This window comes from Pseudoalteromonas phenolica, assembly GCF_005886345.1.
GTDB lineage: Bacteria > Pseudomonadota > Gammaproteobacteria > Enterobacterales > Alteromonadaceae > Pseudoalteromonas > Pseudoalteromonas phenolica_A.
Genome location: NZ_PNEC01000062.1, coordinates 42,323 through 63,499, shown reverse-complemented (window position 1 = coordinate 63,499; position 21,177 = coordinate 42,323). Strand labels below are relative to the sequence as shown.

Below are 21,177 nucleotides of genomic sequence, written 5' to 3'. Positions count from 1 at the left end.
ACCAACTGAGCTAATGACCCACTTAGTGCAACAAGTGATTTGAATCAATCGCCTGCTGCGGGCGCTTATAATACTTATTTAAAAAATGAGTGCAACTGAAATGCGTAGTTTTTTTCAGTTTTTGTGTCTAAGCGCCTAATTTTAAACCATAGTGGCAAAATAATATGCCATTACATCTTACCAAGACGCTCAGTTGCTAATTTTGCAGCCGTCGTACTCGGGTATTCTTTAATTAGAGTATTTAACAACTCTTTAGCTTTTTCAAAGTTGTTTTCTTTTTGGAAGATGATTCCCAACTTTAATAAAGCATCAGGGCGTTTATTTGAATTTGGGTAATTGTTCACTACATCTTGAAAGTGAATTCGCGCTTGTGCATCGTTATTCTTAATTGAAAACAACTGCCCTAGCCAATAGTGCGCATTTGGCATATACACAGAATTTGGAAAAACTGTTAAAAAGTTTTGTAATTCAGGAATGGCGGCATCATAACGCTTGTCCTTCATGATCAAAGCAACAGCTCGGTCATAGGCTTCGTTTTCAGATAAGTCGCTGCTGATCGCTTGCGAACTATCAACCGCTACCTCTGAAGAAGTCGTGACACTTGATTGCTCATAAACCTTAGACACACGATTTTCAATTTCTTGATACAGCTCTCGTTGTCTTTGTAACACTTTTTCAAGTTTATAACTCTGCTCTTCAGTCACCCCCCTCACTTGAGATACTTCATCTTGTAGCAAATTAAGTTGTTGCTGAAGTTCGACTTGTAGCAAGTTACGCGTTTTCATCATGCTCTCTAGCTGTGCTAAACGCTGTTCAATTGTTTGAGTTGAATTTGCAGCCTCAGATACAGGAGCGGGAGCAGCCCATACATGGGTGCTCCCGCTCATCATTATGGCTGCCAAAATATATTTCGGCTTCATAATCAATCTTTCAAATTAGTAAACTAAAACCGCACGACGGTTTTTAGCAAAAGCTTCTTCAGTGCGAGATTTAACCATTGGCTTTTCTTCACCGTAGCTCACTACAGAGATTTGGCTGTCAGAAACACCTAGGCTTTGTAGGTATTTAGCAACTGACTTACCACGGCTTTCACCTAGTGCAATATTGTACTCAGGCGTACCACGCTCATCAGCGTGACCTTCGATTAGTACTTTAACACTTGGATTCTTTACTAAGAAATCAGCGTGAGCTTGAAGTAATTCAGCATACTGACCACGGATGCTAGACTTGTCGAAATCGAAGTATACGATCTGCTCTTGACGTAATGCTTCGTATTTTTTTTGTAGTTTCTCTGCTGCAGCTTGCTCTGGTGTTAGTGTATTTACATCTACATTGCTACCATTTTGAGACGCGTTTGCACCGTTATCAAGGTTAGCTGGACTTTCGTCAACGCCTGAAGATGAGCTACATGCAGCAAGCGTCATTACTGGTAAAGCGACCAATAAAGCTTTTAAGGTTTTGTTAAGTTGCATCGAGTATATTCCTATATCAAAAATTTATACCAGTAAAACTACTGTAAAAATGGTGACCATGCTGGTGCCTTAACCTGTCCATCTGTAACAGGTAGACGGGCTTTAAACCTGCCGTCCATAGATACCAAAGCTAATACCTGCTTATTATTGTACAAGGTACTATACATAATCATAGAGCCATTCGGCGCAATACTTGGTGACTCGTCTAAACGAGTACGCGTTAACACCTGGAATAGCCCTGAATTTAATTCTTTCTTTGCAATATGATATTTGCCAAGCGTCCTATTAACCATTACTAACTGATTTCCATCAGGCGTAATTGAGCCAGCCAAATTCATATCACCATCAAAGGTAACACGCTTAGATCTACCAGTTTGTAAATTTAACTTATATATCTGAGCATTACCACCCCTTTCCGATGTATAGACAATTTCTTTACCATTTGGGTGCCATGATGGCTCGGTATCTATACTACGGTGTTTAGTTAAGCGAGTTTCTTGACGAGTCACCAAGTCTAATAAATAGACTTCTGTTGCCCCACCAGTATCTTTAGATAAAACAATTAATAGCTTTGATCCATCTGGAGAAAACTGTGGTGCACCATTAATACCAGGGTAACTGGTAATGATTTCACGTTTACCTGTATATAAGTCTTGTAAAATAATTTGTGATTGACGATTTTCAAAAGTTACATACGCTAGTTTAGTACCGTCTGGTGACCAAGCTGGAGACATTAAAGGCTCTTTTGAGCGAAGTAATACTTGCTCATTATAACCATCATAATCAGCAACAACTAACTGATAAGGTTTATCTGCACTGTCTCGTACAATGACATAAGCAATCTTAGTTCTAAATGCACCTTTTTCACCCGTTAACGATTCATAAATAACATCACTTATCTGATGGGCATAGCTTCTAAAGCCTGCTGCATTAATGATTGATTGACGTGCTTCTTGTATGTGGTCTTGGCTCTTCATTAATTTACCATTGCTCATCATACGGGTTTCACCACCCGTGATTTGTGCTCTGATAACATCTATTAATTCATATTTTACTAAATAGCGACCTGCTGGCTGTTGAGTAATAGAACCCACTAATACTGCTTCAACACCTTTAGAGACCCAAGCATCATAATCAATATCTTCATCTGTGGAAGGCATTTGTGGTAAATCAGCTAAAGCCAAAGGCTTAAACTTACCGCTACGAGTTAAATCAGCAGCAATGACATCACTTAACTGCATTGGTAACTCACCCACCCCTTCAAATTTAAACGGCACGATGGCAATAGGTCTCGCACTATCAACACCTTCAGTAATGACAATCTCTAACGCAGCATGTGCTAGGTTAGTCATAGATAAAACTAAGCAAACTAATAGTACTTTTAATCGCTTGAGCATAGTTTTCCTTATAATTCTGGTTTAATTGTTAAGTTTATATTTTTAAGCTGTTCAAACACGTCTTTATCTTTAGAAACGGGTAACGTATCAGCAAGACGAATTGCTCTGAGTGCGGCATCGCAAACTAACTTGTCACCTCCAAGTGACTTAACACTGGTCACTAAGCCATTGAAAGCAAGACGGATATTGACTCGACATTCCTTACCACGCATTGCCTCGTCAGTTAACAAATTAGATTGAATACGCTGTGAAATCAGTGCCTGATACTTCTCAACCTCACCAAGAACTTGTTGCCTTCTTAATTTATTTCTAGCTGCTTGTTCTTGCGCTAATTGTTCTTGAAGTAATTGTTCTTCTATCGCTTTTAAACGCGCTTTTTCAGCCTCTTCTGCTCTGTGCTTTTCTTCTGCTTCACGTTTCTTACGAGCGTCTTCGGCTTTTTTAAGTGCGTCTTCTTCAGCTTTTCGCTTATCAGATGCAGCTTTTGCTGCTTTCTCAGCGGCTAACTTTTCAGCACGTGCTTTCTCTGCATCTGCACGTTGTTTTTCTTCAATTTTTCTCGCTTTTTTTGCTTGAGCCTCTGCTTTACGCTTCTCTTCTAACTTGGCAAGCCTTTGCTGTTCAAGCTTTCTGATTCTCCTCGCTTCAGCCTCACGGTCTTTTCGCGCTTGTTGAGCACGCTTTTCAAGATCGCGTATACGCTTTTCTTCAGCTCGTTTTTTATTAATCTCTTGCTGTTTAAGTTCTGCAATCTTTTGTTCAACCATTTGCTGATCAACAGAAACAGCTGACACTACATTTTCTTCTGGCTGTTCCATAACTGGATTTAATTGCACTTGCATTACATTAGACGTTGGCATCTCAAAATTTGCAGTAGCAAACAGTAAACCGCCTAAAGCAATATGCAGAAAAAAAGATTTAATAAATCCACTAGTTAATGATTCCATGGTTATTCCTCAAATGACTTGGTCATTAACCCTACAGAAGGTACACCCGCATTTTTAAGGAAGTCCATAAGTAAGAGAACTTCTTGATAAGATACTTTACCTGAGCCTTTAATCATCACAGGTGTTTCAGGGTTTTGCTGTAACTTCAACTTTATCACTGCAGCAACTTCTATTGCATCCATTGGTGATTCTGGATCTGTGCCTACGCTCACATAATATCTACCTTGTGCGTCAATACTCGCAATAATTGGTGGGGCGTCCTTAGTATCAACTAAATCTGATTCAGACATTTTTGGTAAATCAACTTTCACACCATGTGTAATTAAAGGAGCTGTAGCCATAAAAATAATAAGAAGAACTAACATGACATCGATGTAGGGCACTACATTAATTTCAGCAACGGGTCTGCGCTTTTTACGTAAATACATATTACTTTGCCTCGGCAGAACTTGCGGCCTGGCGATGCAAAATGTTAGCAAATTCTTCCATAAAGTTTACGTAATGACTTTCAAGCTTTTCAACATTTTTTGCAAAACGGTTATATGCCATAACAGCAGGTATCGCAGCGAACAAACCAATTGCCGTTGCAATAAGCGCTTCAGCAATACCAGGCGCAACCATTTGTAACGTTGCTTGCTTTACTTCGCCTAAAGCAATGAATGCATTCATGATGCCCCAAACAGTCCCAAATAATCCGATATATGGGCTAATTGAGCCTACCGTTGCTAAGAAAGATAAACTTGATTCTAGTTTTTCCACTTCTCGTGACAGAGCCACGCGCATTGAGCGATGCGTACCCTCAATAACTAAGCCGGTAGACTGATTGCTACTTTTCTTTTGCCTTGCAAATTCTTTAAAGCCAGAAACAAATAGAGCTTCTAAACCAGATGCATTTCCTGCTCGAGCCGTGATCTCATTATAGAGTTTACTTAACTCCATACCCGACCAAAACTTTTGCTCAAACTTTTTCGTATCATTTAATGCTTTTGAAATAATAGACTTGCGCTGAAAAATAATCGCCCATGAAGCTATAGACATTCCAACAAGGGTAAGCATGACTAATTGAACTAATAAACTTGCTTTTAAAATAAGATCAATAAAATTAAGACCCGATTCCACTTTGTTATACTCCTAAAATAGTTGTGTTGGGGCATTCAGCGCCACCAGCTTGATTATCGACAATATAAAAAGCTGAAGGTTCAGATAGTTTACCCAGTCATTACTTTACTGACAATCTGATTACTATGAATTGAGTCGATTTATCGACAAAGCGATGAATTATCATTGAAACACCCATAAATTATTAGCTTTAGATTTCATTTTTAAATTCCAATATTTTTTACTTCTTTGATAACAAGGGCCATTGTTAATTAGTAACACCTACAAATAACATACGTGTCGTCAATTAAATTAAAGCAACAAACATGAATGAACGCTTATTTATCTATACAGCTTGCATAAAACAGAGTACTTATTCAAAAAATATGAATAAACCCACAAAAACAACTTGGTCATACCAATTTACAACAAATATTCTAATCATATAAAAGATAACCAAAAGCAACTTAAACACCCAAAAACAACAACTTAGTAAAAATCAAATTCAGACAAATGATCTAAATCAAAACAAAAAAAACACTTCGGATAAAATTTTCTAATGTGAACATTGTAATTTTTCTAGTTTGATCAATTTTTCGATTATCCTTATTATATTCCTCGTTCCAGTAAGACAGCTTACCGAAACAGTTTTTAAGCCATATGATTTCTGATTTGTCATATGGTTCATCTAAATACAGTTTTGTATTTAGAGTTCCCTCATTACTTCCTTCAACTTGTTGTTTTGCCCGCTTTTTTAGCGGGCTTTTTTTTACCTAATTTTCATTAGAACAAAATTCAGACAAAAAAAACCCGAACATCAGTCCGGGCTCTTGGTATTGAGCAAAAATAGATTAAGCCTGTTCACTTTCTTCTCTATATTTATCAGCTGTTTCTTTAATTAACGGCTGTAACTCACCCTTTTGGAACATTTCTAGAATAATGTCACAACCGCCGATTAACTCACCTTCAACCCAAAGCTGAGGGAAAGTCGGCCAGTTCGCGTAGTGAGGTAGCTCAGCACGAATATCTGGGTTTAAAAGAATATCAACATAAGCAAACTGTTCACCACAAGCCATTAATGCCTGAGATGCTTGTGAAGAAAAACCACAGTTAGGCAATTTAGGTGAGCCTTTCATATATAGAATGATTGGGTTTTCAGAAATTTGTTGCTTAATTTTATCAATGGTTTCCATTTATTAACCTCTATGTGACGATGCGTAGCCATGAAAAATCGAATTCGTTGCGCGGTAAAACACGCATTTTTGGCAAATAAAACAAATAGTCTCTAACTACGCCATTGCTGTTTGCCTAAACTTGAGTAAAATACTCAGGAATTATAGTATCACTATAAAGTTAATTCGTATAGAAATCTGGGCTTCAGTAGTCTATGTTTCAGTCGTAATTAGCAAAATACATAACAAATGGAGATAACCATGGCTTTTGAACTACCGTCATTACCTTATGCAATCGATGCGCTAGAACCACATATTTCTAAAGAAACTTTAGAATTTCACCACGGTAAGCACCACAACACTTATGTAGTGAAATTAAATGGTTTAGTTGAAGGTACTGACTTTGCTGATAAAACTCTTGAAGAAGTAGTATGCAGCTCTGAAGGCGGCGTTTTCAATAACGCAGCTCAAATCTGGAACCACACTTTCTACTGGCACAGCCTTGCACCAAATGCAGGTGGCGAACCAACTGGTAAAGTTGCTGAACTAATTAATGCGAAATGGGGCTCATTCGCAGCATTCCAAGAAGCTTTCAACGACAAAGCAGTTAACAACTTCGGTTCAAGCTGGACTTGGTTAGTACAACTAGCTGACGGTTCATTAGATATCGTAAATACTTCAAATGCAGCTACACCACTAACAGAAGAAGGTGTAACGCCTATCCTAACTGTTGACCTTTGGGAACACGCTTATTATATCGATTACCGCAATGTTCGTCCTGAATACCTAAAAGGTTTCTGGGCACTAGTAAACTGGGAATTTGCTAACAGCAACCTAGCTTAACACCTCTTTCATTGCAGATAATTGAATAAAGGCGTCTATAGACGCCTTTTTTATATTTCCCTCTTTATCATTCATCAATTAAATATCTGGATTTTTTAGGCAATTTCCTAATTTCATGTCTAAGCTTTAATTATACCTTTTACTATTAAATAGTTTCTTATTCTAAGCTCACACAGGTTATTTGGAGGTCGTTATGACAATTTTCGAACATTATCAAGCCAGATATGAAGCTTCCCAAGAAGAAGAATATTCAATCGCTGAATTTCTAGAAATATGTAAGAACGACAAATCGGCATATGCTAGCTCGGCAGAACGACTGCTCATGGCTATTGGTGAGCCTGAGATGGTTGATACTTCAACAGATGCAAGATTAAGCCGTTTATTTTCTAATCGTGTTATCGCTCGATACCCTGCTTTTAGCGAATTTTATGGTATGGAAGAAGCCATTGAACAAATCGTTTCTTACTTAAAACACGCTGCGCAAGGTTTAGAAGAGTGTAAACAAGTTCTTTACCTGTTAGGTCCAGTTGGTGGTGGTAAATCATCGATCGCAGAAAAACTGAAATACCTAATGCAGCAAGTTCCTATTTACGCCATAAAGGGTTCACCAGTTAACGACCACCCTCTTTCTTTATTCAATCCAGTTGAAGATGCAAATTTATTAGAGAAAGAATATGGCATTAAGCCTCGCTACCTAAAAACAATTATGTCTCCGTGGGCGACCAAGAGATTACATGAGTTTGGTGGAGACATCACTCAATTTAAAGTCGTGAAACGTTACCCGTCTATTCTTGATCAGGTTGCGATTGCAAAAACTGAACCTGGTGATGAAAACAATCAAGATATTTCGGCTTTGGTTGGTAAAGTTGATATACGCAAACTTGAACATTACGCTCAGAATGATCCTGATGCATATGCATATTCAGGCTCTTTGTGTTTGGCGAACCAAGGCCTAATGGAGTTTGTTGAGATGTTCAAGGCTCCGATTAAAGTGTTACACCCTTTATTAACAGCAACACAAGAAGGTAATTACAACGGCACTGAAGGCATTTCTGCTTTACCCTACAATGGTATGATTTTGGCTCACTCAAACGAGTCTGAATGGCAAAGTTTTAAGAACAACAAAAACAATGAAGCTTTTTTAGACCGTGTATATATTGTTAAAGTCCCTTATTGCCTAAGAGTTTCTGAAGAAGTCAAAATTTATCAGAAACTTATTGATAACAGTGAACTATCTACAGCACCTTGCGCACCTGGAACACTTGAAACACTTGCCAAGTTTGTATCACTCTCAAGGTTACAAGAACCTGAAAACTCCAGCTTATATTCCAAAATGCGAGTTTATGACGGTGAAAGTCTTAAAGATACAGATCCAAAAGCTAAGTCGTATCAAGAGTATCGAGATTATGCAGGTGTCGATGAAGGTATGACAGGACTATCGACGCGCTTTGCATTTAAGATCTTATCACGCGTATTCAATTTCGATCATGCTGAAGTAGCTGCCAACCCCGTACATCTTTTTTATGTTTTAGAACAACAAATTGAGCGAGAACAGTTTAGTGCAGAAATACAAGAGCGCTATTTAAGTCATCTGAAAGGCTATTTAATTCCTCAATATGTTGAGTTTATAGGAAAAGAGTTACAAACCGCTTATTTAGAATCTTACTCAGAATACGGTCAGAATATATTTGATCGTTATGTTACCTATGCTGACTTCTGGATCCAAGATCAAGAATATCGAGATCCCGATACAGGCCAATTATTTGATAGAGCGGCTTTAAACGCTGAACTTGAAAAAATTGAGAAACCTGCTGGCATTTCTAACCCGAAAGACTTCAGAAATGAAATCGTTAATTTTGTTTTAAGAGCAAGAGCGCATCATAACGGTGAAAACCCAGTTTGGACGAGTTATGAAAAATTACGTACCGTGATTGAGAAAAAAATGTTCTCAAACACTGAGGATCTATTGCCAGTAATTTCATTTAATGCCAAGACATCCGCTGAAGATCAAAAGAAACATGAAGACTTTGTAAATCGAATGGTTGAAAAAGGCTACACTGAAAAGCAAGTTCGCTTGCTTTCCGAATGGTACTTAAGAGTAAGAAAGTCTCAGTAGATTCATATTCTTGGAGGGTGATTTATGGCACATTTTATAGACCGTCGCCTGAATGGGAAGAATAAAAGTACGTTGAACCGCCAGCGTTTCATCAGGCGATATAAAAAACAGATAAAAGAAGCTGTTTCAGATGCTATCAACAAAAGAAGTGTCACTGATATAAGTAGTGGTGAAAGTATCTCAATTCCACAGAGGGACATCAGTGAACCTATTTTTCACCAAGGAAAAGGGGGCGATCGAGATATGATCCACCCCGGTAATGATCAATTTAGTACTGGTGACAAAATACAACGTCCACCTTCTGGACAAGGAGGAGGTGGTGGTGAAGGTGAAGCAAGTGATCAGGGTGAAGGACAAGACGATTTTGTGTTCTCGATTTCAAAAGACGAGTATCTTGATTTATTGTTTGAAGACCTAGAATTACCAAACCTTCAGCAGAGTCAGCTGGATAAACTGGTTCAGATGAAAACTCACAGAGCTGGGTTTTGTAATGATGGTATGCCCAGTAACCTTGATATTGTACGTTCATTGCAAGGGTCATTAGCAAGAAGAGTTGCAATGTCTGCCGGGAAAAAGCGTCGTTTAAAAAAGGCTGAGGAGGAACTCAATGCATTGATGAATGAAAACGTACCTCCTGAGCATCAAATTAATAATCTCAAAATAGAAATAGAAGAATTAAAACGAAAAATCGCAGCTGTGCCTTTTATCGATGATTATGATTTACGTTTTCGTAATTATGAGAAACGTCCCCACCCGACCAGTAAAGCCGTTATGTTTTGCTTAATGGATGTATCTGGTTCAATGGATCAGGCGACTAAAGATATGGCTAAACGTTTTTATATTCTACTTTATCAATTTTTAACTAGAACCTACAAAGACATTGAAGTCGTTTACATTCGGCATCATACCCAAGCTAAAGAGGTAGACGAGCAAGAGTTTTTCTATTCTCAAGAAACCGGTGGAACAATTGTTTCAAGTGCACTTAAATTAATGGATGAAATTGTCAAAGAACGTTATTCACAGGGTGATTGGAATATCTATGCTGCACAAGCATCTGATGGAGATAACTGGGCTGACGACTCACCACACTGTACCGACATTTTAACCAATCAACTTTTAAAAACTGTGCGCTACTACGCATATATAGAAATAACAACTCGAGCGCACCAAAGTCTCTGGAGAGAATATCAAGGTATTGCGCAAACACATGATAACTTTGCAATGCAACATATTAGAAATGTTGAAGATATTTATCCAATATTTAGAGAGTTGTTTAAAAAGAATCAAAAGCAACAACAAGGCGCTGCATAGTCTGTAAGGAGGGGTTATGACCTATAATCCGATCAACGATGGTCCAGATTGGACCTTTGAATTACTAGAAGAATACCAAGCTGAAATTGCACGTGTTGCGGAGCATTATCGTTTAGATACGTATCCAAATCAGATAGAAGTGATCACAGCTGAACAAATGATGGATGCTTATTCAAGTGTAGGTATGCCTATTGGTTACAGTCACTGGTCCTACGGAAAAAAGTTTATCCAAACTGAGCAAAATTACCGTCGAGGCCAAATGGGCCTTGCATATGAAATTGTAATTAACTCAAATCCCTGCATCGCTTATTTGATGGAGGAAAATACCTTACCCATGCAAGCCCTAGTTATGGCCCATGCATGTTATGGTCACAACTCCTTTTTCAAGGGTAACTATCTTTTTAAGACTTGGACAGACGCCTCCTCTATCATTGATTACTTACTTTTTGCAAAAAATTACATAGCAGAATGTGAACAAAAATATGGCATTGATGAAGTTGAGAACTTAATTGACTCATGCCATGCTCTTATGAACTTTGGTGTTGATAGATACAAGCGCCCTCAGCAAATATCTATGTATGAGGAACAAAAGAGGCAAAAAGAGAGGGAGGACTACTTACAGTCTCAAGTTAATGAACTCTGGCGCACAATACCTCAAAGCCAACAAACTGAGACAATAAATCAATCTTGCTTTCCATCTGAACCTCAAGAAAACATTCTATATTTTATAGAGAAAAATGCACCACTATTAGAACCCTGGCAACGTGAAGTGATCCGTATTGTTCGTAAAATTTCACAATATTTTTACCCACAAAAACAAACCCAAGTAATGAATGAAGGGTGGGCCACGTTTTGGCACTACACTATTCTCAATCATCTGTATGATGAAGGTAAAGTTTCGGATGCCTTTATGCTTGAGTTCTTGCAAAGCCATACAAATGTTGTTTATCAACCACCTTATAATAGTAAATTTTATTCAGGTATAAACCCTTATGCGCTTGGTTTTAATATGATGACAGATATTAGACGTATTTGTGAAAACCCAACCGAAGAAGATAAACGTTGGTTTCCAGAATTTGCTGGTGCAGATTGGCTTGATACGCTGCATTTTGCCATGCAGAACTTTAAAGATGAAAGCTTTATTAGTCAGTTTTTATCCCCGAAACTAATTAGAGATTTCAAGCTCTTTACCATTATCGATAAACAAAAAGCACCACATTTAGAAGTCGGGGCTATTCACAATGAAGAAGGATATCAAAAAGTACGCTCAGCTTTATCAGCTCAATATAACTTAAGTAACCATGAGCCAAACATACAAGTTTATAATGTTGATGTAAAAGGCGATCGCTCTTTAACTTTAAGATACGTGCCTCAGAATGGCATTCCATTACACACATCTAAAGATGAAGTTATGAAGCATTTGTACAGACTATGGGGATTTAAAGTAAAATTGGAACAAGTTAACGACTCTGATAGTGTTGAAGTTATTGCACAGTGCCCAACAGAAGAAGCTCAAAAGGTAAGCTGACTTATCAGCTTACTCTTTCATATCTGAGTTATAGCTCGCAACCTTGTTACGACCTGTTTCTTTAGCGTGATATAAAGCGGTATCAGCTGCTTCTATCCATTCTTCATGTTTAGTAAAGTCACTAGAAAAGGTAGCTACACCAATACTTACTGTCACTTTTATCTCTTTGTTATCATAAAAAATTGAAGACTTTTCTATTAAACATCTTAGCCTATCGGCAAACATAACAGCGCCATCTTGTGGTGTATCCACCAAGGTAACTGCAAATTCTTCACCACCATAACGACCCGCTGTATCTGATTCTCGCAATGTCTTTTTAAGTAAATCTGAAATATGTCTTATGGCTTCATCTCCTCCACCGTGACCATATTCATCATTTATTTTCTTAAAGAAATCTATGTCAAACATCAACAAGCTGCTCATACCCTGGCTTCTTTGTAGTCGCATAAACTCTTTCTTTAATTGAGATTCCCAATATCCTCGATTAGAAAGTTTAGTAAGGCTATCTGTACGACTCATTTTTTCTAATTGTTTATTAGCCAATTCAAGATCTTGTTTATTAACCGCTTCATCCGTGACATCGTAAATTATCAAACATATATGACTCACTTCTCCAGTCAGAGTCGTTAATGGGATAATGGTTGAGTTCTGATACATATGATCAGCTTTACCTGTTATAGGGCGGTAGTTCTTGAATTTGAAGATATAAGGTTGCTGCTCCCAAATAGTAAAAGAGCGATTTTTAAGCACAAAAACAGGCTCAGTTTTGCTCCTAAACCACTTTTCATCGAGACTTGGGAATAAATCAAAAATGTCTTTATCCTTAACTGCGCTCGGCAATAGTCCTGAATGATTCTCCATAAAACCATTCCATACACAGACTTGGTAATTTCTATCTAACACCACCAGACCTATATCTACGGTATTAAACATATCCATAAGCCAATGAACTTCATTCATGTCAAAATCTGCAGCAGGCATAAAATTATTCTTCTAGTAAGTAAGCAACTTTATATTTGAGGGTCTTGATAGAGTCCTCTGTAAATAACAGCATCAAATCACATTTAATATCATGTGCTTCGATACCGTAACTAATTTCTATCGCCAAAGTTCTTTGCCAACGTTCTTTATTCGCTTTGACTAAATCTGAAACTTCACAATGTTGTCCTAAAACGACTGGGTGGCCTTGGCTGAATGGCATATCGAGTTGACGAGATAAACCAGATAAAATAGCACCGATTAGAATGTTACTAATATCCATAAGTAACTCAAGTTCTACTTTATCATTGAGCTCCCCTGAATAATTCATTAATGAAGCGATTTCTTTAAAACTTGAATCATTTAAAAGTAATAAAGCTTCACCTGACACGCCTCCGCCGATAAATCCCTGACAGACTCCTGAAGTTGAAGCGTTTGCATCAATTGCTTGTAGTGCCATATGAAGTTCACTGACTTCAAGCACATTTACATTAGGTATTGGTAGCTCTACAAACACATTAAGTAATCGGGCTAGTAAATCTCCAGCTTGACCCATTGCAATATTAGTTAGCTCTTGATAGATGTCACGTAAATCAGAGTCAACTTGCTCTCCGAGTTTATGAACTAGACTTTCTCTGATTGCCCTATCACGAATACCATGTTGCTCAATAATTTCTATCAGCTTTTCGCTATCACATGGCTTTCTAATAAAGTCGATAGCCCCCAAAGACATGACCCGTTCATGAGCATTAGGTTGAATATCGCCAGACACAACTACAGTTAAAACATTTAAGCCCTGCTCGTTAATGGCTTGTAAGACTTCATAACCATCCATGTGGGGCATATTGAGGTCAAGAAAAAGAATTTCAGGTGAGAGCTGTTTGACTTTTTCAAGGCAATCTAAACCATGTTCAGCGAATTCAACTTTTATATCCCAGTCTTCTGGTAACGAACGGGCCAATTGCCGACGCGCAAGTTTGGAATCATCACAAATTAATACCAATGTTGACATAAAAGCTCTCTTCACCGTTGAACTACAAGTTATCGTAATTCTCTTTTGATTATTATTTGAAGTGCAAAACGATTGCAAATGTTAATAAATTTGGCTTAGATTTACAACGCAATTATTCTTAATAATAAATCACCCAATTATTAGTATAATACAGTTAAAATAATTAAGTTAACCCAATAAGGAATACTTTATGCTGAAAAAAATCATACTGACATTAAGTTTAGCTTCATCAACAACTCTTGCATTTGAAATCGAAGAGAATCAGATCGATAAAGGTAAAGTATTTGCGCAAGGTAAAGAGGTTACTTTGTTGGGAAAAGGTATAAAAATTGGGCAACAGGCAACAAACTTTAAAGTCGTTAATGCGCATTTTAAAACTGTTACGTTAAATGATTACTCAGGAAAAGCTGTATTAATAAGTATAGTCCCTAGCCTTGATACTGGGGTGTGTAGTTTACAAACTAAATTCTTTAATCAAGAAATCGCTGAAAAATTCCCTAACATTGAAATGTTAACAATCAGTGCTGATTTACCCTTTGCACAGAAAAGGTTTTGCGCAACCGAAGGCATAGATAAAATTCAAACGTTATCTGATTCAGTTTGGCGTGATTTCGGTAAGCAATATGGACTTTATATAAAAGATATGGGTCTTTTGAGCCGAGCTATTGTGGTTTTAGACAAAGAGCACAAAGTTACATATAAACAGCTAGTGTCAAATCTTGCCAAAGAGCCAAATTACGAAGAGGTTATCACACACCTCAATCAGCTGTCTGGCAAAACAACAGAACCAAAAACTGGCACTGAATAAAACCAAAAAAGCCGCGAATGCGGCTTTTTAATTGCTGGCTACAAAATTAATTAACCTAGTAATTCACCTAGCTGAGCGCTTACCGCTTCTACAGCCTGAGTACCATCTAAACGGTGGTACTTGGTATTACCCTGCTCTGCTTCTGCTTGGTAATAATCAATAAGCGGTTTAGTTTGGTCGTGGTAGATACCTAAACGCTTACGTACTGTTTTTTCTACGTCATCATCACGAATGATAAGGTCTTCGCCCGTTACGTCATCTTTACCTTCCACTTTAGGTGGATTATAAACTACATGGTAAACACGACCAGAACCAGGGTGTACTCGACGACCGCCCATACGCTCAACGATGATCTCATCTGCAACGTCAAATTCAATAACGTGGTCGATTGCAATACAATTCTCTTTCATTGCATCTGCTTGAGGGATAGTGCGCGGGAAACCATCAAGTAAAAAACCGTTCTCGCAATCAGCTTTAGCAATTCGCTCTTTCACTAGACCAATAATAATTTCATCAGAAACCAACTGACCTGCGTCCATTACTTTCTTTGCTTCAAGACCCAGAGGCGTGCCCTCTTTGATTGCAGCACGTAACATGTCACCAGTTGAAATTTGTGGAATGCCGTATTTGTCCATTAAAAATTGAGCTTGAGTGCCTTTACCTGCACCCGGCGCGCCTAAAAGGATGATGCGCATAGTGTGTTCCTCTTTATCGGGAGTTTATTCGAAGTTAATGAGATTTTTTCACAAGCTGCTTGTTATCTCAAGCAACTTATACTAATTGCTGATTATGTAAACAAAAGAAAGGGGCTAATGCCAAAACATTAACCCCTTTACTCGTCGGAATACGACTTACTTACTTACTTACTTACTTACTCAAATCGAGCATTAATTTATTAAGCTTAGCGACAAAAGCTGCAGGATCTTTCAGGCTGCCACGCTCGGCTAGTAAAGCTTGGTCAAGTAATACGTCAGACCATTGCGCAAATTTATCTTCGTCTTGCTCAACGTTTAAATGCTTCACAAGTTGGTGTTCTGGGTTTAACTCGAAGATTGGCTTTGCTTCTGGTACTGCCTGACCTACTGATTCCATTAGTTTTTGCATTTGTGAGCTCATGTCGTTGTCATCAACAACCACACATGCTGGAGAATCAGTTAAGCGATGCGTGAAACGTACTTCTTTTACTTTATCGCCTAGTACGGTTTGAATGCGATCTACTAAGCCTTCAACTTCTTTTTCACTTTCTTCCTGCGCTTTCTTTGTTTCTGCGTCGTCTAAATCACCAAGGTCTAAGTCACCGCGTGTAATTGACGCGAACTGCTTGTCATTGAATTCTGTTAGATGACTCATCATCCACTCATCAACGCGATCGGCCATCAGTAAAACTTCAATACCTTTCTTACGGAAAATTTCTAAGTGAGGAGAGCTCTTAGCTGCTTCAAAGCTATCTGCAACTACATAGTAAATCTTATCTTGGCCTTCTTTCATACGCTCAATATATTGCTCTAAAGACACATTTTCAGTGCTTTCATCAGTATGTGTTGAGCTGAAACGAAGCAGTTTCGCAATGGCTTCTTTATTAGAGATATCTTCAGCTGGGCCTTCTTTTAAAACTTTACCGAACTCATTCCAAAATGTTTGATACTCTTCTGGTTTGTTCTTACCCATTCGGTCAAGCATTTTAAGCACACGAGACGTACAGCCCTTGCGAATTGCTTGGGTTATCTTGTTATCTTGTAAAATTTCACGAGATACATTTAGCGGTAAATCGTTTGAATCAAGAAGACCTTTCACAAAACGAAGATAGCTTGGCATAAACTGCTCAGCATCATCCATAATGAACACGCGTTGCACGTAAAGTTTCAAACCACTTTGACGGTCTCGGTTCCATAAATCGAATGGCGCTTTTTTTGGAATATAAAGCAAGCTGGTATATTCAGTTTTACCTTCAACTTTGTTATGTGCCCAAGTTAAAGGCTCTTCCCAGTCGTGGCCTACATGCTTATAAAACTCTTTATATTCATCTTCCGTTACTTCAGACTTATCACGTGTCCAAAGTGCTGTAGCCCGGTTGATAGCCTCCCATTCACCTGGTTGGGCTGGAATTTTATCACCGTCAGGTCCTTCAGACTCTTCAACTGGTTGCTTATACATTTCAACAGGAATAGAGATATGATCAGAATACTTTGTAACGATACCTCGTAAACGATATTCCTCCAAAAACTCAGCTTCGTCTTCACGTAGATGAAGTGTAATTTCAGTACCACGAGTTTCTTTAGCCACTTCAGCAAGGGTAAACTCGCCTTCGCCTTTTGAATACCATTCTGTCGCCGTTGATTCGCCAGCTTTACGAGTGACCACTGTCACTGCATCAGCAACAATAAATGCAGAGTAAAAACCCACACCAAACTGACCAATTAACTGCGAATCCTTTGACTGATCACCAGATAAGTTTTGGAAAAATTCAGCAGTGCCTGACTTTGCAATCGTACCTAGAGAATTGATTACCTCTTCACGGGTCATGCCGATACCGTTATCAGAAATAGTTACTGTATTTGCTTCTTTATCAGCGCTAACACGAACTCTAAGATTTGCATCACCTTCGTATAAATCACCGTTTTGTAACGCTAAAAAACGCAGCTTGTCAGCTGCATCCGATGCGTTTGAAACCAATTCACGTAAAAAGATCTCTTTATTTGAATATAAAGAGTGGATCATTAGGTTTAGTAATTGTTTGACTTCTGTTTGAAAGCCTAATGTTTCTTTTTGAGCTGTGGTCATCTTTATCTCCGATTAAACCAGTATTTGCACAGTGTTATGAGGTATATGGGGCGAGCTAAAATAACTTCAAGGGAAAAACAAAAAAATTTTTACGCTGCAGTGTCTGCAGCGCAAAATAGAGAACAATTAGACTGGTGTTTGAGGCTTCCAGTTATCAGACCAAGCATTAAATAAAGCTTTAACTAAGGATGCCATTGGAATTGCAAAGAAGACGCCCCAAAACCCCCATAAGCCACCAAAAAATAACACCGCGACAATAATGAAGACCGGATTTAGATCTACCGCTTCAGAAAACAACAAAGGCACTAGCACGTTACCATCAAGAGCCTGAATAACCCCATACACAACCAAAATGGTCCAGAATTGAGTGTCTAAGCCAAACTGAAACATCGCAACAGCAGCAACTGGGATAGTCACTAAGGCTGCGCCTACAAAAGGAATAAGCACAGAAAAGCCGACCAACGCCCCTAGCAGAGCTGCATAACGTAAATCTAAAACCCAGAAAGCAACAAACGTTGATGTACCAATGATAAGTATTTCAAGTACTTTACCGCGAATATAGTTCATGATTTGATGATCCATTTCGTGCCATACCTGTTGGATCAATCTACGATCTTTTGGTACTAAAACAGACATACTTTTCGTTAAAACAGCTTTATCTTTCAACATAAAAAAGACCAGCAAAGGCACGAGAATTAAATAAATCATCCAGGCTACAATATCTTTTAAAGAAGTAAGCGAAAAAGATAAGATCACTTGCCCTGCTTCTAAGATTTTATTTTCAGTCGTTGCCACCAGCCCTTTAACTTGTTCTATCGAAATCAATGTTGGATACTGGTCAGGTAAATGTAATAAAAACTCCTTTCCCTTTTCTAGCATGGCAGGGGCTTCTTGTAATAAGTTACTTAATTGTTGCCATAAAACAGGGATTAAACCCAAAGTCATCGCTAATAAAACACCTGTGAACAGTAAAATAATAAAGCTTGTTGCCAGTACCCGATTTTTTATTACTAGTTCAATTTTAGAAACCGGCCACTCCAACAAGTAGGCAATCACTAAAGCGACTAGTACAGGTAAAATATAAGGACCGAAAAAATATAATGACGTGGCTAAAGCGATAACTATCAGTAGTAACGTAACTGAGTTCGGGTCTGAAAACTTATTTTTATACCACTTTGATACAAGTTCAAACATATTAAAGATTTACCTCAATGTAAGAGAAAGAGTCGGTATTGTGACAGTGCACAAATTTATATTGTTTTGTATTTAAAAAAGCCAGAATATCATCAATTCTTTGGCTGTTTTCGTAAATGAAACGGATTGAATGAAACTCTTGCTCAGCTTGTTTTAAGTTGAACCTAAACTGAACAAACATTTGCGGGCACTTATAAGCTCTTAAATCTACTTTCAACTGCATGGTTGTTTAATAAAAACATCTTTCTCACAGTGTAACACTAAAAATTCTCACTTAACTATCTTCTATGTAGATAGCTTGGCAACAATCGTTTATTCTTAACAAGAGTTTATTTTTTTATACGTTGTATTTATGGCAAGAGTTAATAATAAAGCAAGGTTACCGGATAACCCTACGCTAAAGGACATCAACTGGTATAAAAAACAATTAAACTGGGGAGAGTTGCCTCCTTTTTACCATTTGGTTGCCTCTTCAGTCAGTGAAAGTGAAGGTATTTTTCAACATGGCTTTGATAACGCTGTCACTCGCTTAATAGATAAAAGAAATTGGAATCTTACACTTCTAGATGGCTATGAAGATGATAATGGGACGATTTTCTGCGACAACAAACCTCGCATAGCCATTCATCAAGTCTTTACTGAACGCGGCTTTGAGCTTTGGGCTGTGCCTTATGCCAAGGATAAACAGTTAGAAACTGATATGCTCATTAAAGACAACAAGTTCATTGAGTTTAATACTTGGGACCCGCATTCAATGCGCACACTTCTGCGCTTTAATCAGTTGCATAAATTTATCGCCTTCTATTTTGAACGAGGTGATGTAGCCGATAAAGCTCTAATCCTACACTCACATAAAGTGGTTCATAAAATCATTACTTATTTAAAAAAAGAAATGAACGTTATGAAAGTAGAAGGTGTCTCAATAAAAGAATTTTATCAACTCTGCGAGAAAGATAGCCGCATGTGTAGTGACGAAGTAGATTTAGCACAAATTATGCTCGGACTTAGCGGTAATAAGGAATAGTATGTTCAAACGTTTTTTGTTGGGCGGATTACTTAGCTCAACAGTTTTCCTGAGCAGTTTTGCTCAAGCACAAACAGATTTTAAACTGCCTGATTTAGGCTCCTCTGCATTAGAGGTCTTACCTATAGATAAAGAGAAAGCACTTGGTAAGGTCATGATGATGCAGATCCGTGGTGGCTCACCTTTAGTTCAAGACCCAGTCTTAGATGAGTATATTACATCATTAGGTAATAAGTTAGTTGCAAACGCTAATGATGTCAGGTTTCCCTTCACATTTTTTCTGATCAATAACCAGGCAATTAATGCATTCGCATTTTATGGTGGTCATGTTGGGATACATACAGGTCTAATCGCACAATCAGATAACGAAAGTCAACTTGCCTCGGTTATAGGACACGAAATTGCACACGTCACTCAAAGACACCTTGCAAGAAGATTACAACACCAAAAAGATAATTCTGCGTTAACTGTCGCTGGCATAGTTACGGGTATTCTTGCCGCAGTCATTGCGCCAGATGCCGGTATGGCAATTTTATCAGCGAGCACAACTCAAGCTGGGATCAGCCAACTTTCGCACAGCCGTAAAGCTGAACAAGAAGCCGATCGTTTTGGTATGCAAACACTTTATAAAGCTGGATTTGACCCAAGCCAAGCCGGTGAGTTTTTATCGAAATTAGCGAATCAGGTTCGATTCCAGACTAAACCACCCACTTTTTTACTGACTCACCCTTTGCCTGATACCCGTGTTTCTGACGTACGTTTACGCGCTCAGCAATATAGTGCGAAACAAATACAAGAAAGCTTAAAGTTCAAACTAGCAAAAAGTCGCATCATAGCGAGGTACCAACTTGATAGCAAAGACGCGCAGGCACTGTTTGAAAATGAGTTAAAAAAATCTAGTGAGTTAAACAAAGCATATTTACATTATGGCTTAGCGATTAGTTTATTGGATCAGAAAAAAATTCAACAAGCAGAAAAACTACTTTATCCACTTCTAAAGGATGACCCAAATAACCTTTTTTATCTTGATGTATATACAGATATTTTAATCGCCAAAGGAGAAGCAAAAAAAGCTGTAGAATATTTAACACATCATAATGAGCTTCGCCCAAACAACCAGGTATTAGCTTTAAATTATGCCAATGCGGCAATTAAAGCGAAGAAATTCGCTAAAGCAGAGCAAACTCTGAAACTGTTTTTACTAAGTGAACAAAATCATCTCCTTGCCAAAGAGTTACTCACTGAAGTTTATAAAGGGAGTGATAACAAATCTGCATATTACGAAGCTAAAGCTGATGTATTGGCTGAATACGGTGCTTTCTTAAAAGCGGCCGACGAAATTCAGCGTGCTTTAAATCATGTGAAAGCATCTGAAACTGTTAAAAAAACACGTCTTAAGGCGCTGCTTAAACAATACCGTCAAATGCAGAAAGAAATAGCCAAGCTTTAAGTCTTGGCTAGCTTGCCTTAGAATACGCAAAAAATTAATAGGACTC

At 38.1% G+C, this 21,177-nt stretch carries 20 protein-coding genes; 7 read left to right on the top strand and 13 right to left on the bottom strand.

Going from position 1 to position 21,177, the window contains the following annotated elements; genetic code table 11:
• Positions 1 to 170 precede the first annotated feature (170 nt).
• The 7 genes from ybgF to CWB72_RS18765 form a co-directional block, all read right to left on the bottom strand.
• On the bottom strand, positions 171 to 920 hold the full coding sequence (gene ybgF / locus CWB72_RS18795; protein WP_130256697.1) for a tol-pal system protein YbgF: 750 nt from the start codon (positions 918 to 920) through the stop codon (positions 171 to 173).
• Positions 921 to 935: 15 nt separating this feature from the next.
• On the bottom strand, positions 936 to 1,472 hold the full coding sequence (pal, locus tag CWB72_RS18790; RefSeq protein WP_138634598.1) for a peptidoglycan-associated lipoprotein Pal: 537 nt from the start codon (positions 1,470 to 1,472) through the stop codon (positions 936 to 938).
• Between the two features lie 38 nt (positions 1,473 to 1,510).
• A complete protein-coding gene (tolB, locus tag CWB72_RS18785) occupies positions 1,511 to 2,869 on the bottom strand; it encodes a Tol-Pal system beta propeller repeat protein TolB (protein ID WP_138634595.1) in 1,359 nt (452 codons plus the stop codon).
• Positions 2,870 to 2,877: 8 nt separating this feature from the next.
• Positions 2,878 to 3,816: a cell envelope integrity protein TolA gene (gene tolA, locus CWB72_RS18780; protein WP_138634592.1), complete on the bottom strand. Its 939-nt coding sequence runs from the start codon at positions 3,814 to 3,816 to the stop codon at positions 2,878 to 2,880.
• Between the two features lie 2 nt (positions 3,817 to 3,818).
• Positions 3,819 to 4,244, bottom strand: a complete 426-nt coding sequence (gene tolR, locus CWB72_RS18775) for a protein TolR (RefSeq protein ID WP_130256701.1) — start codon at positions 4,242 to 4,244, stop codon at positions 3,819 to 3,821.
• 1 nt (position 4,245) lies between these two features.
• The gene (gene tolQ / locus CWB72_RS18770) at positions 4,246 to 4,935 is read right to left on the bottom strand and encodes a protein TolQ (RefSeq protein WP_138568922.1); all 690 of its coding nucleotides are present in this window, start codon (positions 4,933 to 4,935) and stop codon (positions 4,246 to 4,248) included.
• A gap of 830 nt (positions 4,936 to 5,765) precedes the next feature.
• A complete protein-coding gene (locus CWB72_RS18765; RefSeq protein WP_130256703.1) occupies positions 5,766 to 6,107 on the bottom strand; it encodes a Grx4 family monothiol glutaredoxin in 342 nt (113 codons plus the stop codon).
• 240 nt (positions 6,108 to 6,347) lie between these two features.
• Here CWB72_RS18765 and CWB72_RS18760 point away from each other — a divergent pair, with 240 nt between their 5' ends.
• The 4 genes from CWB72_RS18760 (at position 6,348) to CWB72_RS18745 (ending at position 11,884) form a co-directional block, all read left to right on the top strand.
• Positions 6,348 to 6,929: a Fe-Mn family superoxide dismutase gene (locus CWB72_RS18760; RefSeq protein ID WP_138634589.1), complete on the top strand. Its 582-nt coding sequence runs from the start codon at positions 6,348 to 6,350 to the stop codon at positions 6,927 to 6,929.
• A gap of 193 nt (positions 6,930 to 7,122) precedes the next feature.
• Positions 7,123 to 9,045: a PrkA family serine protein kinase gene (locus CWB72_RS18755; protein ID WP_138634586.1), complete on the top strand. Its 1,923-nt coding sequence runs from the start codon at positions 7,123 to 7,125 to the stop codon at positions 9,043 to 9,045.
• Between the two features lie 24 nt (positions 9,046 to 9,069).
• Positions 9,070 to 10,356, top strand: coding sequence for a YeaH/YhbH family protein (locus tag CWB72_RS18750; RefSeq protein WP_138568918.1), 1,287 nt, complete (start codon positions 9,070 to 9,072; stop codon positions 10,354 to 10,356).
• A 16-nt stretch (positions 10,357 to 10,372) separates the two neighbouring features.
• Positions 10,373 to 11,884: a SpoVR family protein gene (locus CWB72_RS18745; RefSeq protein WP_138634583.1), complete on the top strand. Its 1,512-nt coding sequence runs from the start codon at positions 10,373 to 10,375 to the stop codon at positions 11,882 to 11,884.
• A 9-nt stretch (positions 11,885 to 11,893) separates the two neighbouring features.
• Here CWB72_RS18745 and CWB72_RS18740 read toward each other — a convergent pair whose 3' ends face one another.
• A complete protein-coding gene (locus CWB72_RS18740; RefSeq protein WP_130256708.1) occupies positions 11,894 to 12,865 on the bottom strand; it encodes a sensor domain-containing diguanylate cyclase in 972 nt (323 codons plus the stop codon).
• Positions 12,866 to 12,869: 4 nt separating this feature from the next.
• Positions 12,870 to 13,874, bottom strand: a complete 1,005-nt coding sequence (locus CWB72_RS18735; RefSeq protein WP_138634580.1) for a response regulator — start codon at positions 13,872 to 13,874, stop codon at positions 12,870 to 12,872.
• Between the two features lie 190 nt (positions 13,875 to 14,064).
• Here CWB72_RS18735 and tpx point away from each other — a divergent pair, with 190 nt between their 5' ends.
• On the top strand, positions 14,065 to 14,682 hold the full coding sequence (tpx, locus tag CWB72_RS18730; protein WP_138634577.1) for a thiol peroxidase: 618 nt from the start codon (positions 14,065 to 14,067) through the stop codon (positions 14,680 to 14,682).
• A 50-nt stretch (positions 14,683 to 14,732) separates the two neighbouring features.
• Here the strand turns inward: tpx and adk are convergent, their stop codons facing one another.
• From adk to CWB72_RS20755, 4 genes are all read right to left on the bottom strand, one after another.
• Positions 14,733 to 15,377: an adenylate kinase gene (adk, locus tag CWB72_RS18725; RefSeq protein ID WP_138634574.1), complete on the bottom strand. Its 645-nt coding sequence runs from the start codon at positions 15,375 to 15,377 to the stop codon at positions 14,733 to 14,735.
• A 172-nt stretch (positions 15,378 to 15,549) separates the two neighbouring features.
• Positions 15,550 to 17,463 carry a molecular chaperone HtpG gene (gene htpG / locus CWB72_RS18720; RefSeq protein WP_138634571.1) on the bottom strand — a complete coding sequence of 638 codons (1,914 nt, stop codon included), beginning with the start codon at positions 17,461 to 17,463 and terminating at the stop codon, positions 15,550 to 15,552.
• Positions 17,464 to 17,589: 126 nt separating this feature from the next.
• Positions 17,590 to 18,657, bottom strand: coding sequence for an AI-2E family transporter (locus CWB72_RS18715; protein ID WP_138634568.1), 1,068 nt, complete (start codon positions 18,655 to 18,657; stop codon positions 17,590 to 17,592).
• Between the two features lies 1 nt (position 18,658).
• Entirely contained in the window at positions 18,659 to 18,880 is a 222-nt protein-coding gene (locus CWB72_RS20755) for a hypothetical protein (RefSeq protein WP_138634565.1), read from the bottom strand.
• Between the two features lie 129 nt (positions 18,881 to 19,009).
• Between CWB72_RS20755 and CWB72_RS18705 the strand changes: the two genes are divergently transcribed.
• Positions 19,010 to 19,681 carry a hypothetical protein gene (locus CWB72_RS18705; protein ID WP_138568911.1) on the top strand — a complete coding sequence of 224 codons (672 nt, stop codon included), beginning with the start codon at positions 19,010 to 19,012 and terminating at the stop codon, positions 19,679 to 19,681.
• A gap of 1 nt (position 19,682) precedes the next feature.
• Positions 19,683 to 21,131 carry a beta-barrel assembly-enhancing protease gene (locus CWB72_RS18700; RefSeq protein ID WP_138634562.1) on the top strand — a complete coding sequence of 483 codons (1,449 nt, stop codon included), beginning with the start codon at positions 19,683 to 19,685 and terminating at the stop codon, positions 21,129 to 21,131.
• The last annotated feature ends 46 nt before the right edge of the window (positions 21,132 to 21,177 follow it).